The 15558-nt window shown below is 43.5% G+C and carries 17 protein-coding genes; 9 read left to right on the top strand and 8 right to left on the bottom strand.

The annotated features are described in order from the left end of the window. The 9 genes from ACJBF3_RS23980 to ACJBF3_RS23940 form a co-directional block, all read left to right on the top strand. A partial coding sequence (locus tag ACJBF3_RS23980; RefSeq protein WP_224236997.1) for a hypothetical protein occupies window positions 1-65 on the top strand: 65 nt, incomplete at its 5' end. A gap of 296 nt (window positions 66-361) precedes the next feature. Continuing rightward, the gene (locus ACJBF3_RS23975) at window positions 362-1063 is read left to right on the top strand and encodes a hypothetical protein (protein WP_000237191.1); all 702 of its coding nucleotides are present in this window, start codon (window positions 362-364) and stop codon (window positions 1061-1063) included. A 134-nt stretch (window positions 1064-1197) separates the two neighbouring features. After that, complete coding sequence (locus tag ACJBF3_RS23970) at window positions 1198-1494, top strand: hypothetical protein (RefSeq protein WP_000856246.1); 297 nt, start codon at window positions 1198-1200, stop codon at window positions 1492-1494. 44 nt (window positions 1495-1538) lie between these two features. Then, the gene (locus tag ACJBF3_RS23965; RefSeq protein ID WP_000286108.1) at window positions 1539-1976 is read left to right on the top strand and encodes a hypothetical protein; all 438 of its coding nucleotides are present in this window, start codon (window positions 1539-1541) and stop codon (window positions 1974-1976) included. A gap of 67 nt (window positions 1977-2043) precedes the next feature. After that, window positions 2044-2580 carry a hypothetical protein gene (locus ACJBF3_RS23960; protein ID WP_000800251.1) on the top strand — a complete coding sequence of 179 codons (537 nt, stop codon included), beginning with the start codon at window positions 2044-2046 and terminating at the stop codon, window positions 2578-2580. 225 nt (window positions 2581-2805) lie between these two features. Next, the gene (locus ACJBF3_RS23955) at window positions 2806-3174 is read left to right on the top strand and encodes a hypothetical protein (RefSeq protein WP_000537761.1); all 369 of its coding nucleotides are present in this window, start codon (window positions 2806-2808) and stop codon (window positions 3172-3174) included. A 432-nt stretch (window positions 3175-3606) separates the two neighbouring features. Next, complete coding sequence (locus tag ACJBF3_RS23950; RefSeq protein ID WP_000442693.1) at window positions 3607-3906, top strand: hypothetical protein; 300 nt, start codon at window positions 3607-3609, stop codon at window positions 3904-3906. Between the two features lie 356 nt (window positions 3907-4262). After that, the gene (locus tag ACJBF3_RS23945; RefSeq protein ID WP_001091367.1) at window positions 4263-4547 is read left to right on the top strand and encodes a hypothetical protein; all 285 of its coding nucleotides are present in this window, start codon (window positions 4263-4265) and stop codon (window positions 4545-4547) included. A 65-nt stretch (window positions 4548-4612) separates the two neighbouring features. Then, on the top strand, window positions 4613-4966 hold the full coding sequence (locus tag ACJBF3_RS23940) for a hypothetical protein (RefSeq protein WP_000210769.1): 354 nt from the start codon (window positions 4613-4615) through the stop codon (window positions 4964-4966). Window positions 4967-5252: 286 nt separating this feature from the next. On the opposite strand, the gene ACJBF3_RS23935 is transcribed toward ACJBF3_RS23940, so the two are convergent. The 8 genes from ACJBF3_RS23935 to mobI are packed head-to-tail and all read right to left on the bottom strand — an operon-like array spanning window position 5253 to window position 15395. Continuing rightward, the gene (locus tag ACJBF3_RS23935; RefSeq protein ID WP_000338612.1) at window positions 5253-5984 is read right to left on the bottom strand and encodes a nuclease-related domain-containing protein; all 732 of its coding nucleotides are present in this window, start codon (window positions 5982-5984) and stop codon (window positions 5253-5255) included. Window position 5985: 1 nt separating this feature from the next. Then, a complete protein-coding gene (locus ACJBF3_RS23930; RefSeq protein ID WP_094166803.1) occupies window positions 5986-7167 on the bottom strand; it encodes a S49 family peptidase in 1182 nt (393 codons plus the stop codon). 10 nt (window positions 7168-7177) lie between these two features. After that, the gene (locus ACJBF3_RS23925; RefSeq protein ID WP_000718549.1) at window positions 7178-7840 is read right to left on the bottom strand and encodes a DUF4400 domain-containing protein; all 663 of its coding nucleotides are present in this window, start codon (window positions 7838-7840) and stop codon (window positions 7178-7180) included. Further along, window positions 7827-8936 carry a hypothetical protein gene (locus ACJBF3_RS23920; protein ID WP_000343600.1) on the bottom strand — a complete coding sequence of 370 codons (1110 nt, stop codon included), beginning with the start codon at window positions 8934-8936 and terminating at the stop codon, window positions 7827-7829. Before ACJBF3_RS23920 ends, ACJBF3_RS23925 begins: the two co-directional genes overlap by 14 nt. After that, window positions 8936-11020, bottom strand: a complete 2085-nt coding sequence (gene traD, locus ACJBF3_RS23915; RefSeq protein WP_001284073.1) for a conjugative transfer system coupling protein TraD — start codon at window positions 11018-11020, stop codon at window positions 8936-8938. Before traD ends, ACJBF3_RS23920 begins: the two co-directional genes overlap by 1 nt. Beyond that, window positions 11020-14166: a MobH family relaxase gene (gene mobH, locus ACJBF3_RS23910; protein ID WP_001011152.1), complete on the bottom strand. Its 3147-nt coding sequence runs from the start codon at window positions 14164-14166 to the stop codon at window positions 11020-11022. The genes traD and mobH overlap by 1 nt, the downstream gene beginning before the upstream one ends. A gap of 9 nt (window positions 14167-14175) precedes the next feature. Beyond that, a complete protein-coding gene (locus ACJBF3_RS23905) occupies window positions 14176-14913 on the bottom strand; it encodes a hypothetical protein (RefSeq protein ID WP_000995978.1) in 738 nt (245 codons plus the stop codon). Next, window positions 14910-15395 (bottom strand): conjugative transfer protein MobI(A/C), encoded by a 486-nt coding sequence (mobI, locus tag ACJBF3_RS23900; RefSeq protein ID WP_000071885.1) that lies wholly within the window; start codon window positions 15393-15395, stop codon window positions 14910-14912. Before mobI ends, ACJBF3_RS23905 begins: the two co-directional genes overlap by 4 nt. Window positions 15396-15558 lie beyond the last annotated feature (163 nt).

Raw genomic sequence — 15558 nt, 5'->3', positions numbered from 1 at the left:
CCCTGGTACGAGCGCTGAACAAAATGACGAAAGCAGGTATGCCTGAAAGCGTGCGTATTGCCTGAAAACACAACCCGCTACGGGGGAGACTTACCCGAAATCTGATTTATTCAACAAAGCCTGTTAAGTGATATACATCCGGATTTATAAGGTTTTGCAGCATCCGAATAGGCAATAAATAGAATTATTTTGATTTATCTCAGCAAGGAAATGGAAAGCTACCAGATTTTAGGATAGCGAAATGCCTGTATCGCTACTCTGCTGAATTAGAAATGATTTTAAACGCAATGCATAATGATAGAATAGCAATGCCTTTAATTATTTGTCACGTCTGAATTATATGTAGACTTACGGAGAGGATATGGTAATTACTTATTCATTATCGGAAACGTTTAATATGTTTTTACGCGAGATTATTGCATCTGGACTTGCAGTTTTTTGCGCATGGTGCGTTTTGTGTCTTTTCTCTGATCAGGAACGAGGTAAAGAGGTTCCTGTTTCTATGAAAAAAATAACTTCAAAGTCAGCTTTCTCCTACTTTATCAGTTCTCAAATTGCCGCTTTTATTATCTCCTTGTTGGGTTCAATCTTAAGCACGAAATGGGACAACATCGTCTGGAATGATGAAATAAGACAGTTTTATCTGCATGTAGGATTTGGGCTGGTAGCTTGTGTATTCTGTCTGCTTGTAATCTTGCATGAGAAATTTATCAAAAGAAATTTAAATGTTTATTCTGGTTATTGTGGTTCACTGGCAGTTAGTCTCACAGGAATCTTTGTACTTTGTGCGTTATATCTGACATTTTCATTACCATTTCATTATGAAGAACGTCTACTTAATGATGCATCCTTGGTGGCTTCGGATGGCGTTGAAAATTCAGTCGTTTTTGCAGACGGTCGTTACTGGGTTTTTGAACTGGGCTTACCATATTTCAAACAGTCATTGCTCAAAGAGGTAAGAAGGGGCAGGTACCAGCTAATCTGCACTACAGAAAAAAAACCAACATGCTGGTCTGGCAAAAAACTTCCCGAAAAACCAACCTCTTTGAAAGCTAGTTCATAAAGATTTAAACTGCTCGCTTAAATCCACACTGGTCCAATTTTGAAAATTTATTGTGTTTTTAAAAGAAATTACAGTGTGGGTTATTAGCCAGTAGGTCGGAGTTTTATATAATACCCAAAAACACAGGAGGTATTATGAAAACCAATCTGGCCTATGCATCTAATTGCTCCGATTCTGTCTACTCCTATATTTATCAGGCACTGCAACAACGCTCTGGTGCCGAGAATGAAAGCCTTTATCAGCAGGCCATTTCCAGCTGCTGCACAGATAAACAAAAAAAGAAACTGGCCGGGTATTATGCCGGTCCATGGCAGCTGCTATTCAACGCGTGGTGTAACAATCGCGTCCCTAACACAGCGGTGCTGGCCCTTTTACTCCAGCAGTGCTTATCTCATTTCCAGTGCGAAGAAGTGATCGCAGCCTGGCAGTAACCCTATCAAGCCCCTTCGTATAGCGGAGGGGCAGGAGATATCTCATGTACAGAAACGACAGAAACGTGGATTCCTTCAACCTGGTTAATGCTCTTCAGCCGGTCTTTCGTAACACCGGCTGTGGGATGTTTGAATATGATCGTAAAAAGCAGAATGAAACCGCTGATTCAATCTTACGAGCGTTGGCGTTAAATGCCGATTTCGCGAGGGCCTTAAAACAGTACGTCCGGATTAATTCTGTACGACGGGTTGTTCAGTTCGATGACGGCTCGGTTCGCTATGGTATTCATGCCGAATTTGAAGGGCATAATAAAATTAATTCCTTCCGTATTTTTAAAGATGAAGATACAGACGCATTTGACTCCTATTTTTATTCGGTTTGCGATAATAAAGCTGAGCTGGTGGATTTTAAAATGGACTCTCTCGATATTCAATTGCAGGCAGTTTTTGAAAAGGTGACAGGTATTTTTCTGTCACATTAAATATTCAAATTTTCAATCCTCGGGCTGATAGACAAAAAACGCACTTTAGAATATAGATGAGATGAATATGAAAAACGTAAATATTTTGGATACCGATATTGCGGCCATTAATGCTCTTTCTGGCGTAGAACTGACTGACTTTCTCACTGCCGGGTATCAGGTAAACTGGTTAGGAGAAAGGGAGGTTTCGCTGGTGGGCTTTCCGTGTTTAGCAAGCAACAAGCAGCCGGTAGAAGTTGGTCCCGGCATTTTCATTAATCGCGTGTACAGCAGAGACAGCCAGTCTCTGAGCGGGAAATTGCGCTATGACCTGTCTAATGGTCTGGCAACGAGTGCATTTTCATTTTTCTCCCAGTCAGGCTGGTATGGGGGATTCCGTGTCGTATCTTTCCGTGACAACGGGCCAGCTGCGTTAATCAACATTGGTATTGTCCATGAGAATGTTTTGAATGCATTTTGTGCTGACTTCCCCCGGGCCAATGTGAGCGTAACCCGTTTTCATTGTGGCATGACGCTTGAGCAGATCCGAATGTTCATTTCAGACACTGCTTACGATATGCCGCTTTATAACAACGAGTCTGACTTTCGCAGGCTCGCCAGTTAGCATGGAGGCTGACTTCAGTGCTTACGCCTAAAAGCCGGTGAGCGAGGTGGCGGAACCGGTTGGCTTCGCCCAGTCTTACTTACTTCTCTCAAGGTACTGCGCTGCAAGCGTACGTAAAAAAAGTAAGTAGCTAAATGGCGTGAGCGATTAGTTCTATACGGGAAGAAGTCATAGTATTCTGAAATGATAGTTATCTCATACGAACGATAGTAATGGAGTTTCTTAATGGGCGTTGATATCTGCTGGCGATTTCAAAGGGAAGAAAAGCCTGGTAAATGGATTAATTTATCAAGCAATTATAAAGGGGACCGATCATATCTCCACTTTGCCTGGCTCGGATTTGATGTAGATCGTGAAAGGGCGAGCACATCAGCAGTTTTTATCCACGCATTACGCGGATTACCTGATGATATACCGTCCGAAGATGATGATTTATTCGGTGAACATTCATACTCATGGCTGACTTCGGAAGAAATTTTGTCAGCCATACCACCCGATAACGCCGGAGAGGTGATCCAGGAATTTGTCGAAGAAGTAAAGCGTCTCCACGTGGAGAACGGCAGCGTCCGTTTCGTCTTTGGATTTGAAGGGTAACCCGTAAGAAAGTAGCTATCTTACCCGGCTAGGTCTCCAATCTCTCAGATGCTCAAAGAGGGCCGGGCATGGTGCCCACACATCCCCTACCATTCCGATTTGATATTCGTCTAATACACCCTTTAAAGAAAACAAGCAGACGGCAATGAGACGTCGGATTAGCGTCAGCAAATATGAGACGTCAGTAGTCGATGTTTGTCCTGCGGAACGTGAATCTGTTTACAAGGGGTAAAGCCGTACCATCCATGAGGGCTCAGAGAGCCGGGGTCTCCTCCAGATCACTGGAAGTTATTGACTCTGGCAGGCCTATCCCTATGACTTTTTCCCGGATGGCAAATTAAGAGCGAACAGGGCCAAATTAGTACTCTTTTCTAAACGGAAATACTGAATCACCCTGATATAACTGGTCTCTCACAAGACAGGAGATCATCAATGGAACGTGTAATATTTTCAGTAATCTTTTTTATGATGCTGGGCGTACCTTTTTACCTTCTTTATAAAATTGCCCGGGACATTTTTGGTACCGCCGGTGCTGGTGAGCCTGCACAATTGCCTCAGGGCAAGCAAAGACGCTCAGGAGGCGCTGGTTCGGGTTCGATCTGGCAAGGACACCATCTACAGGGGAGCAGCCATTTGAACCCCCTCGGAGGTGATTGTAATGGTGAAAATAGCATAGCTGGTGGTTGTGATGGTGGCGGTGGAGGAGGTGACGGAGGTGGTGGTGGTGACTGATAGCCTGCAACTTTAACTATCAGGATGAAACCCATGTCCAGCAACCGGAAAAAGAATTCATTTCAACCGAAAAGCCCTGCCTTAAAGTGAAGCGTATTAAACGTGAAGGATGCTGAATTAGAGGGTATCGGTTTTATACTGAAGCGTAACTGGAAGAAGGATCTGAAATTAACTATTACGGAAAAGTAACTTTCTGACTCACCACGTACGCCCCTCGGTTATGCCATACAGTTTGATACGAAAACAGATCAGTAAGTAGATTGCTATACGCCGGAGAGAAGTCTATTTTTCATGCACCGAACCTGTTTGGCCTGCAATGGAAGCAGGTATAATAATCACATACAAAGGAGGGCATTATGAATACATTTTTATACGTGCTTTTGGCCTGGATTGTTGTGCTTTTTATCGCCAACAAACTGCTCGCAAGACGTAAGCCCAATACGGTTAAAATCCTGGTACAGCGCAACGGGAAAGCCGCAGAGGTTGATGCTGTAGTGGTTCAGGGTTCAAAGAGAGCTAACAACAGTTCTGTTGCGGACAGCGACGCGGTAGATAGTTATTTTGAAATGAATCCTTACTCCCGCGAAAACCAGGCGAATGGTTGGGCTATGCTGGCCAGAGACGATGACCAGCTTAAATAATCAGTTGAGTGTGATGTGTAAAGCAGCTTAAAACTCTAAATGGACGAACAGGGGAGGTGACAAAGATGACAACCAATACAACAACGACCACCTACCGCTCAGAAGAAATCGTGCCGTTCAGACGGCCCAAAGGGGATCTGGATAGTCGGTATATGCCTCAGGTGTATGCAATGGTGCGGAACTGGGCAAGTAACCCTGCTCAATATGGTGAGGGTGTACTGGCCTCCTACCGCCAACCGGCAGTAAACCTTGCCTACCAGGTAAAAGGAACTCGTGTTGTTTTAATTCTGGTACCAGTAGAGTGCGAGCCACCTGGAGTGATAATGACGGAAACAGTCCTGTGGCCGTCACTATCACTTGTAGAAGTCTTGCAGACCTTGCAGGAGGCCTGGCAAAATATTCCGGCGTTAAACCCCTGACGACTTCTGTCAATATCACCGGCTAGTGATTTACCTCTCTGCTGGTGGTCAGCCCGCCTAAGTTCAAATTATCTCTTTCTAAATTAGCCCGGATAAAAATCGGTCCCTCTAAAATAGCCTGCCCTGAGTAGGCTACGTCATACAAAGCGTTGGCCAGTCACCAGCTGGCTGGTGGCCATAATGCTCCACAGGATAAACCGTATCAGAACTACGCAAAGAAAAAGCCCCAACAATTTACCGATGGGGCCTTTTGCAGACATTTTACAGCCTTACCAATGATAGAGCGCTAAGGCTTCTGCTTAGTGAACAGACTTGCCCACAGATAATGGATAAAGTTGAGCAGAATGTATGTTACTCGTTGCTCGAATTTCATCGGGGCTTTGTACTTTGTCGTTATGTTATGAATATGAGTAAGGTCCGTATAGAGCCCTGGCGACTTCCTTGTTGACTTCAACACCGAACAGATGTGCTGAACAGACTCCGGTGTGAACAACCGTAGCCCTCGTCGTTGTTTGACTTTATGGATAAAATCGTCCATCCCCATACATAACCATTCCGGCTTGATGCCATCAAACTTACAACGTCCGTTTATGATGACGACATTGATACATTCCAGTTCTCTAGCCTTAAGAGCAGACTGAATAGCCCTGATGTGCCCCTGGTTTTGCTTAAACGGGTTCTGCAACTTGAGGGTTCGGGACTGAGTCCATTTCCGCCAGTGGCTTTCCTCCAGAGTACCGTAGAGCTTGCCTACGTAGTTTTTCTGCTCTATGACGTATATACCATGTGGGGCTACGAGAATGTGATCAACCTGCGTAGTGCTATGAGCCGACAACTGAAAGGTGAGATCACTAAGTAGCCCCTGAGCTTCTTCAGGAAGCCCAGATTCAATTGCCTTTGCAGTCCGCCGTTCCGCTATGGCAGAGGTCATAAATCCCAACAGACACAGCAACACGACGAAAATAAGGATAATGAAAGCTACCCCCGTAATGCTCCACAGCAGATTGAAAGCATCCATGTTACCTCACAGAGGGGTAGCTGGTGGCATTAACAGATTCTACTAAGCGGGTAGTGGTACCGGTAAGGCTCTCAATATTTGAAGACAGGCTCATCAGCATGCCGAGTGCAGAACGGAGATTACGATGAGGCTCATTGTAGTTTTTGAACGTGTCAGTGGAGTACATTTTTGAAAGACGTGTACGGATCTCTACTGACGTAAGATCTCCATCCACCAGGCCGTACTTAACTGCCTGAGGTGTTGGCCATACACGGCCTGAATAGAGAGAAACAGCATCGGCATCATGACGCGAGAGAAGCTTTTTACCCCGTCCAAGTTCAACATCAGTTATAAATTTTTCATGCATCGTGTTCAGGATCTCCTTCTGCATGAACTCCCTCGTTGAATCGGACAATGGGTGGAAGGGGTCAAGAGCATCTTTGAACTCACCGGCCGTAAGGGGCTCATTCTTGACGCCTACTGTGCTCATGATCTCTGACAGATTCCAGTGGTCCATACGCACACCGATAGAACCGATCAGGGCATTACTGTCGGCATAAATTGCATCAGCGGGCGATACCGCGTAATAGCATGCGGATGCGCATATGCCTTTCACACTAACGATGATTGGTTTATATGAGTCTGCGATATCAGAGAAAAAACGACCGGTACCGCTGGAGAGTACTTCGAGGGAGTTTTGCTTCGACCGTGCTTCATCGCCACGTTCTGTGCTCCCGGTTTTGTTACTCTTGTCAGCGGCTACAGATGAAAGAGAGCCACCGGCATCTGATACGCGTTCAATCTGTGGCTGGTGGTTTTCAAGCGCGTTTATCTGGCGGTAAATAATGATGGCGTCAGAGGGACCACCACCACCTGACTCTGCCTCGATAATAACTGCTTTGGCATGGGGATTATTGTAAGCTTTGGCAAGAGCTGTTGCGATCACTGTTCCATCGCCCGTTTCCGAGCCGGTACCCATCTCGCCAGAAATCCGTATTACAGCTATATGGTCTTTCTTCCCTTCAGCGTCCTGCCATTGTTCGTAAAGATTGTAGAAAGAAAACCCTACAGCGGTCATGGCAATTAGCGACATAGCAACTTTTGCCGTGGTATGAATGCGAAACATCTTATAAAAACGGTCAGCGTTATCATTGAGCGATTCTTTGATATTTGTAGGGGACTTCCTTTTTTTACTGCTTAACATCTGACCACCTTTACATGAGTTTTTGAAAGTTAGACCACAAGCGATTCAATGCAATTCCCAGTATCAATAAAGCGACTGGTGGGAAAAGTTGAGCGATATTGTTAAATAGTGACATATTTGGCATGACCAGGTAGACCATCGTTAAAGCACTGATCACCCAAAATGCTCGAAACCAAATACGATAAAACTGAACTGTAACCTTACCAAATACGTACCTCTTCAATTTCCACTGGTACATTCCATCTGCTAGCATGGCAAATAGATAGGGCAGAAAAACGATTAGCCACCCCAGGATTAAGTTCCACCGGAAAATGGACTGATAAAGTAAGAGGGGTATGTTTTTGGCCATAGTGTAATTAATAGAGGTAAATTTTTCAGCAACAATGTTAATACCTCTGGCTGGTTTTTTGGTGTCAGGGATCAGAATAGTATTCAGATAGTCAATTAACTTATAGTCATGTACCAACCAATTTAAAGTCGCTTCACTATTTGCAATGACAGACTTCCAACGGTCATTTGATATGATGGACCGGCTTGCATTAACCTCCTGAGTAATCTGATATTTGAGCTCCTCAGTATTCTGGAAAGCCAAGCTGTAACCAAAATAAATGACCATGCCAAAAAAAAGCATTGTTCTGAGCACTGCTGCCCTGCTTGTATTATCCGCAGCCATTGCTTTCCCTCCATTCACGAAAAAGAGCTAGCCTCTGATCGTGATTGCAATAGTTGTTACGCCACATCGTCGGGATACCCAGGAGCCAGTGGTACTGTTTAGGTATGATTTGGTCGATGAGGCTTAACTCCGCCAGTTCTTTATGCTCTGCGCTTTTCCACTCGATCTGTCCCACATCAGGAACAAATACAGCGGTCCTTGCTTTTGCGGCCTGGCGGGAAAATTCTATAAAGTTGATGCCCCACGGCGTCCAGTATCTGTACTGCTCGTTTAGGCCGATGTTAAACACCGGCAGAGAAAGAGTTGAGTCGGCAAAAGCCGAAATCACATTTTTGCAGACTCTTGGACTATCTATTTTTTCCTGTTCGGTTTTGAGATGAGTCAGCAGTGCACGGTCAATAATGCTGTTAAAGGTGTTTGTATAAAGGCCATTAGGGTCAGGAAGCTGATCTATGGCAGTAATGATTTTAAATTTTAACCGAGAAAGAAAGGGAGAGTCCTCAATAGTAACTATATGACTATGTGTTGTTTCTGGATGAATCTGGGGTTTGATGCGCTGTACTTGTTTAAAAGAGACACTACCTGGCAAATTAATGAATGCGCCCACCGTGCGTGTTAAATCGACGAAATAAGGCAAAAGATAACAACCAAGCATACGGGCATTCTTTTTTACAAGATCACACCGTACGTCATTGTTATCGAAAGAAATACGGAAACTAACGAATTTACGTTCAGGACCTTCGCTGGTGGTCAGTGATTGAATCCATTCATGGCATGATCCTTGTGGTACCGACCAGTAGCTGGTTTCACGGTCCCCAAAGGGATCAGTCGTGATCAACTCTCCCTTTAAAAGGAAAAGCTCAGACAGGGTATTTGCCATGGAGAATAGGGAATCGATATCGTTGCTCTGACAAAATTTTCCCAAATGATGAAACGCGTTTTTTTCTATCATAGTTAGCCGATCTCGAACTTCCTGAGAATCTGCGTACTTTAAACCCAAAGACTGAAAGCGCCTTTTTACGAGCGAGCGACATTTGCTGACTTTTAGTGCAGAGCTTAAAATTTGCTGGCGCGTCAGGACAATTTTTTCATCCATCAATGCAACTTCCTTAGAAATTTATTAAGATTTTTGATATCGAGATTTTGACGCAAAGTAACTTTTCCGGCCTTCTTGAAAAGCATTTCCGACAGAGTTGTGTTTGGCTTCATTTGTTTCTCAGCAACAGCAATAGGGATTTGGCCTACAACCTTCCTGCCATCTTGAAGCCTGGCAACTATGTGAAACATAGGGACCTGACCCAAGAGATCCTTTGGAATACTCTCTTCTAAAGTTGTCTGCTTTCTTTCTGAGATTGAACCTGAGAAGTTATTATGCGGCAAAGATGTTTCTGAACCGGTCGTATAAGTGACCATATTTGTGCTTATCGCACTCTTACCAAAGTTCTCTACAACAAGCGTCTGAGTAGGAGTATCGTTGACTCGCAAGCTTATATAATTGTTGCAGAGCCCCGTAATTCGATTGGCAGTTTCAACACTTGCCGCAGCAATAAAGTCGGAGATGGTTTGGGTGCAAATAAACAGTGCAATTTTCGCTGCACGACCCTGCGCCAGAAGGTTAATCATAGGGTTGTTAATGGCTGAGTGTGCCTCATCAACAAAAATACTTATCCTGGAATTAGCTGACATATCACCATCTTGAGCGTTGTAGCGACTACCGGCACAGGAGGTCAGATCTGACATTATTAATTGAGAAATAGCAGCTGCTGTATCGGGGTTTGAAAGGCCATCAAGCGAAATGTATAGCACCCCGCCAGTGCTGAACATCCCTTCGCTTGTTACAATTTCTCTTGATGATACTGAGTTCGGGTTAGGAGATAAAAGCTCATTTAAAGGTTTTTCAATGAGCATATCGAAAACAGGCATAATACCTGCGGTCATTTTAGCCATATGCTCTGGGTCGGACATTGAGTAATCAATAAGCTGGGAAACAGTATCTAACCAGTCTATTTGTTCGGACCCCTCGTAATTCATGAAATGAGCCGTAAACCATTCAGCGAGACGCTTGAAACGTACCGGCAAGGTATCGTTAGCGACGTACTTAACTTTTTCGGTCCAGACATCGTAACCATAATATCTCGCGTAACATGACTCCATTACCTTGACTGTAAGATTCACAATAGACATGTGGCTTTTCATGTTCTTGTGAATCAGATAAATAGAAGGCTTTTTCTCTATGTAAGAAAGCCCGGAAATCACATTGGAAACGAGAGCCTTGGCATACTGAACGAATGGGTTAACCTCACCGGGAACTGTCACCAAGCTCAAAAGACGAGATGTTAGGTCAGAAACATTAGTATAGGTGTTGCAGACATCAATACAGACCGAAGATGCTGGCTGGCCAGGATGAAATTTATAGAAAGGAAGACCGAGGGTCTTAGCCTCTTCCATTAGAGATTCTCGCCACTCTGCATCGTTCTTTGGATCTATGACAACAACAACATGACCAAGATGAAGCATGCTAATGCTTAGTAAACGCTGTAGCACCGTTTTCCCGGTACCCACGTTTCCGGTTATCAGAGTATGACCAAACCAATTGTCTTCAGTTACAAATATGGGTTCCCTACGTTCCACAGCAAAAATTGCATTGCTGCCGCCCATCTTACGAGCCATTGCGTCAAAATGTCTCTTAATTGGGTTGAAGACGAATGGCAACTCGATCTCACGTTTATCACTGGAGAGGTTAGCTATTTGATATGCCCGATCCGCATGTTCCGGACCCCACTCAAACCCATCACAAAAATAGGACTTTCGCTCGGGTATATCCTTATTTTTATTTTGATAATCCTGAACCAGTTGACGATACTTTCGCTCATTGGAGAAAAAGTTACTTTTGTTAATTACACGCAGTGAATCAAGACTAACGAACATGAAATGTCGCTTGAATACACGCCAATGAGCCATCAAAAATGGCGCTGCTGTTTTGCAACGATAAAGGCACAGCAAAAAAAGCAATATTGAGGTGAACAGAACTATTGGGGCGATGTCCAGTCCGTCTGAAGAAAGTCCCATATAAAGCATAGAAACCGAACAAATCAAAAGTATTGAGGCACTACGATACTCAAGAATAGGCCGATAAAAATTCTCTTGTGCATGGAGGTTAGTCCTCTTCGAATCTGACATTATAGGTTCCCAGCCTCTTTCAGGTTATTGATAATTCGTTCAATGTCCACTTTCGCCCGGTCTGATGCGGCCAGCAAAGTAGGCATGTTAAATGCATGGCATTTTGTATTGATCACAGCACCAGAATTAACGAGGTACTGAGGAAGCTTATTGAAAAGATCTTGAGCCTCTAACTGCGACCCAAATTTTTCCACGCAAGATTGGGTCAGATAGAGAGTATTAGGAGTACTTACCATAAATCTGTTTTTGCGCTTTCTTTTAAACGCCACCTCCATTTTGGACAGAATTTGATGCAGTACTAACGCAATTTCTACAAATTCAAGCTCTGTAACGTCACCTTCGCTTATAAGCGAGAATTCACCATTTTGGTCTGATTCAGTAGATGCAAAGACTTTACTGTTCAGATTGTGACCAGAAACAGGTGATGCTGGTTTTTGTACTTCTGCTTTGTCCGATGATTTATTCCGGTTGCGCTTGGGATTTTGTTTTTCTACCGGTGCTGTTGGGGCGAACAGTCTGGCCAGTGCTGGCGAAAGATGATGCCCCTTAGCGTCTGTGGGCGCATGCTCTCCATTTGATTCTTCAAGTACAGGAGGTAAGGCGGGCTCTTCACTTGCCATCACACTGGTTGCGGCTGCTTCGGTCTGGGAATACACAACTTCAGCTGGTGGTGGGCAGTTACCCTCAGTATCTGGTTCTGAGTTTTCTTGTCCTACAGAAACATCCATAGAGCGTTCATTCGTACCCTGGGGATCAGCGTTCTGTTCTCGGTTAAGTTCTGGTAATTCTGACGGCTCGGAGAGAAGCTTTTCATTATGGACCGAAGAGCTTGTTGCACAACTACCGACTTCTGGCCGAGAAACACTAAGCTGTGAGAAATCGGTATAATCAATGATCTCATGCTCTTCATCTTCTTTCTCAAAAAGATGTTGATAATGTTCATATTCCACAGCCTCAGTTTTCAGCGGACCAGTCGCGGATGCACTATCGGTTCCATGATATTCCACGTCGCCAGAATGTTCTTCGACTGCATTTACACGTGGGGGAGGCAGCTCAAGCGTTTGCTTTGGACGTGGGGCAGAGTTTTCAACAGAAGACTCATCATTAATCACTAATGCCTGATACATAGAAGTATTGAAAAGTGACTTTAAAGTTGTTGGCCTTCTTGGCTCATGATAGGTGAGCTGGAACCCGGCGCAGTTATCGCCGAGCTGGACTAAACGCAGATCGTCAATGTCCCTTACTATCCACATTCCATCGAGAGAGCCTTCTCTGAATGTCAGTTGGAAATAGGGCTCTTCACTGAATGCTTTTTCATCTAATCCCGGCAGCAATGCCATAGTGGTATCTATGTTGAGGTAGGGGACAGCATCAACACACACTATATAGTCATTGGAAAGTGGAGCGCTTAAAAGGAGTTCATGAAGTTGGTTGACCAGGACATGGGATTCCGTGTCCTTTGCCGATTCATCTTCACTTTCTTCTATATCAGGAATGACAGGATCAGCTGCTTCCTCACCCTCAGATTTAACTATCTGCGTGTCATTATCAATTTCATTATCACTTTCGGCTTTCTTCTCAAAATCGTCGGATGAGCCTTCATTTTTCTTAGAATGTATATCAACATCAATAGAGGCAGAGGAGCGGCCTAAATCATTAACCTTAAGAACAGCCGTCTCAACAGTATCAGTAATTTTAGTTATAACGTCCCGACCGGGCACTGGTCTTCTGTATTCAGTAACTGTTTTTTGCTCGTCAATGTAAATAAAGTCTTTATTGGCATTAACGCTAAAAAGACCCGGCACTGAGTCAGGGATTTTATAGGAATCAAAGATTAAACCAATCCACCTTAGCTTAAGAAGGTTATAGAATTCTAGTTTCCCTATCCCATTTCTAAAGATGTTTGATATTTCGTTTTCCGAATAGATACCCGGAATGAAGTAGTGAACGACACGCTCATCATCATAGGGCTCGACGTAACCACGTTGAACTAGGGATTCTACCAATACGGTCTTACCAGCCTCTCCCTGAGGGAAGTTATATTTATGTAATTCGAAATCATTGAGAACAAAATCAAGGAATGCGTTCTCGTTAAGGTATACCTCACCATTTACGATAATGATGTGCATAGGCTTAGCATTGTAATTGTTGATATTGATACTGGTAAAGTTGTGCTTGATGGTACTAATGGCCCTTGCTGCTGCATCATTAGAACGCAGACCCATGATAGGGTCACGTAAAACATTAAGGTCTGTACCAGTAGAATAGAAATCAGCGGTCCTCACGCATTTAGACAAAAAGTCATTCCCATCAGTATAAACGTTTAGGGCGGTGATCATTTTTGAATAAACACGTTCTTTATTTACCCGATCCAAAAATGCAAGACATACCGGGTTTAGGATTCGCTCAAGGAAAACGCTGGACCAGATATTATGTTGATTATGAATACGCTTTCGCCAGTGGATTTCGTATTCAACCACGTCATTTTCACGTGCCCAGTCAAGAAGACTTTGTGAGCTTGGCGTCCAAATGATCGGACTAGCTAAATTCAGGCTTACAATGTCGAGATCGTAAACCTTTCCGGCATCATGGACTAAACCACAGATAAACGCAGCATAGAGATATACTTTTCTACGGACTACTTCTTCATCTTGATATCCGATTGGTCTCAGTTCTGAGTGATGCGCATTTTTTAAAGAGAGTATGGCCACTTCCAGGCTGTGAGAAAGTAACCCACCAATACCATTATGATGATGATTTTCGGAAGCTGGCAAAAGATGTATCCAGCGAACATATTCAACCAAGGGCTTTAAAACTAAATTAGTAAATGTATATGCATCGTCCCTGATGTCGCTATCGCTGATAGCTAACATCATTGAAATTGAGTGCAGCTTTTCCCGATACAGAGACAGGATTGACTGTTCATTAAATGTCTGTATGCCCGTCGGACGAGTTGGATACTCGATGAATTTCAGGACTTCTGGATTTGGATGATCAGGAACAGTGTACTTCTGATCTCCTAGAATCTGCGCAAAAGGAGAGAGGCTTGATATATCCTCAATCATTACAGAGGTTGCATCATTCTCCTGAGATGAGAATATCCCCAAAATCCGTTTAATACATAAATACAGCGCCCTGAAATTCATCATCATACCTTATCGACGTTTGCCTGACAGTTCGGCTGCAATGTATGCCTGCACACTTTTATATTGCATTACTTTGGTGATGAACTCTGCTGGACTGTATGGCCCATCCTTACGGCGAGAAACATTCAGAGTCTTTTTCACATTCTCAACATATAAATTAATACTCTTTATAATGTTGTGAGACATAACCGGATAGTCGCTTACAGCCAGTAAACCCAATGAGTTGTACTCATACATTGTGTTCATGAGCTGGTTCATCTCGAAGATGTACTTGTAAAACCTCATGGTGTTGTGGTTATTGAAGTTGAGTTGTACTGGTTCAAAACTGAAAGGTACAAACTGAGTTGATGACATGAATGAGTCATTCTTGTCGAACTCAATTGACTTAATATAAGCAACAAGATTTTCTTTCATCTTATTGTTTTCTTCATGCAGCTCGTTGAACCAATCCTGAATAGCCTGAACAAGGTCAGGATGTTTAACTGCATCAACCGTTTTAAAGAGAGAGGAAATAGCGATACTCACATCATCAAAACCTCTGATGACTGCTCCATTTCTGGCAGTTAAAAACCGGTTAAAGTCTGGGGTGCCGGGGTTAATAATAACTTTGGCCATACCCTGGTGCTCTGGTCTACGTTGAGTAGAAGTTTGAGCGTTTACGCCTTGCTTTTTATTTGAACCTTTTACCATTACATCTTTTGGTTCAATGTTAATACGCTCATTGTCCGTGATAATTGCGTCGTTCATTGTGCCACCTTAGTTTTTGAGTATTGACGGATTTTTCGTCCAAGTTCGATATATGCTGAATGATAGAGCTCAAGCATTTCTCTGTAAGGCTCCAGCAATGCTTCCGTTTCAGAAATCATTTCGTATTCCCAGCTGGCATGGTTTACAAAACAGTTCTTAGAATATTTTCCACTTTTCATTGGTTGCACCCGTTTTGACATGTGGCTAGGCGCTCTTGTTTTATAAGGGCTGAACTGATGCCAAGTGATCGTTACTTTTCTGGCATTACCAATTAGCTCAACTTTTGGTGCGTAAGAACCCAGGTACTCCCTCTTTGGAACTTTGCTATGTCGGGTAAGGTTAATCTCTTGGTGGTTTCGTTCCTTCCACTTGATCCAGTATTTTGTAATGAGATCTTCAGCCTCAACACGCAAACCTTCAATCTGAGCACGTAAATTTTTACGTGTTAGCTCTATAGAACTTATAAGATTTGAATTACTCATGACGCCTCCTGATGTGAAATTACTATACCGGAGGAAATTTCCGTTTTTTTTCACGAACAGAAGATTTTTGAATGCTCTTTGATGAGGGAATTGAACAGATGTAATGCACTCGCTGTTTCCCCCATTCGGGAGGGGCCTTCAGAAACAGTAACAGCGAGTTTAG

It is taken from the genome of Enterobacter sp. PP-008-ECC_S150, assembly GCF_045257065.1.
Lineage (GTDB): Bacteria > Pseudomonadota > Gammaproteobacteria > Enterobacterales > Enterobacteriaceae > Enterobacter > Enterobacter chengduensis.
Note: the sequence above shows the minus strand (reverse complement) of the source record. Positions and strands in the feature narration are given on the sequence as shown.

What these genes read in the sequence shown, in the direction of transcription:
- ACJBF3_RS23905 (WP_000995978.1), bottom strand. Translation starts at nt 14,913, where the DNA reads ATGAACGACGCAATTATCACGGACAATGAGCGTATTAACATTGAACCA.
- ACJBF3_RS23965 (WP_000286108.1), top strand. Translation starts at nt 1,539, where the DNA reads ATGTACAGAAACGACAGAAACGTGGATTCCTTCAACCTGGTTAATGCT.
- traD (WP_001284073.1), bottom strand. Translation starts at nt 11,020, where the DNA reads ATGTCAGATTCGAAGAGGACTAACCTCCATGCACAAGAGAATTTTTAT.
- ACJBF3_RS23940 (WP_000210769.1), top strand. Translation starts at nt 4,613, where the DNA reads ATGACAACCAATACAACAACGACCACCTACCGCTCAGAAGAAATCGTG.
- ACJBF3_RS23950 (WP_000442693.1), top strand. Translation starts at nt 3,607, where the DNA reads ATGGAACGTGTAATATTTTCAGTAATCTTTTTTATGATGCTGGGCGTA.
- ACJBF3_RS23925 (WP_000718549.1), bottom strand. Translation starts at nt 7,840, where the DNA reads ATGGCTGCGGATAATACAAGCAGGGCAGCAGTGCTCAGAACAATGCTT.
- mobH (WP_001011152.1), bottom strand. Translation starts at nt 14,166, where the DNA reads ATGAATTTCAGGGCGCTGTATTTATGTATTAAACGGATTTTGGGGATA.
- ACJBF3_RS23920 (WP_000343600.1), bottom strand. Translation starts at nt 8,936, where the DNA reads ATGGATGAAAAAATTGTCCTGACGCGCCAGCAAATTTTAAGCTCTGCA.
- ACJBF3_RS23935 (WP_000338612.1), bottom strand. Translation starts at nt 5,984, where the DNA reads ATGGATGCTTTCAATCTGCTGTGGAGCATTACGGGGGTAGCTTTCATT.
- ACJBF3_RS23960 (WP_000800251.1), top strand. Translation starts at nt 2,044, where the DNA reads ATGAAAAACGTAAATATTTTGGATACCGATATTGCGGCCATTAATGCT.
- ACJBF3_RS23955 (WP_000537761.1), top strand. Translation starts at nt 2,806, where the DNA reads ATGGGCGTTGATATCTGCTGGCGATTTCAAAGGGAAGAAAAGCCTGGT.
- ACJBF3_RS23970 (WP_000856246.1), top strand. Translation starts at nt 1,198, where the DNA reads ATGAAAACCAATCTGGCCTATGCATCTAATTGCTCCGATTCTGTCTAC.
- ACJBF3_RS23930 (WP_094166803.1), bottom strand. Translation starts at nt 7,167, where the DNA reads ATGTTAAGCAGTAAAAAAAGGAAGTCCCCTACAAATATCAAAGAATCG.
- mobI (WP_000071885.1), bottom strand. Translation starts at nt 15,395, where the DNA reads ATGAGTAATTCAAATCTTATAAGTTCTATAGAGCTAACACGTAAAAAT.
- ACJBF3_RS23945 (WP_001091367.1), top strand. Translation starts at nt 4,263, where the DNA reads ATGAATACATTTTTATACGTGCTTTTGGCCTGGATTGTTGTGCTTTTT.
- ACJBF3_RS23975 (WP_000237191.1), top strand. Translation starts at nt 362, where the DNA reads ATGGTAATTACTTATTCATTATCGGAAACGTTTAATATGTTTTTACGC.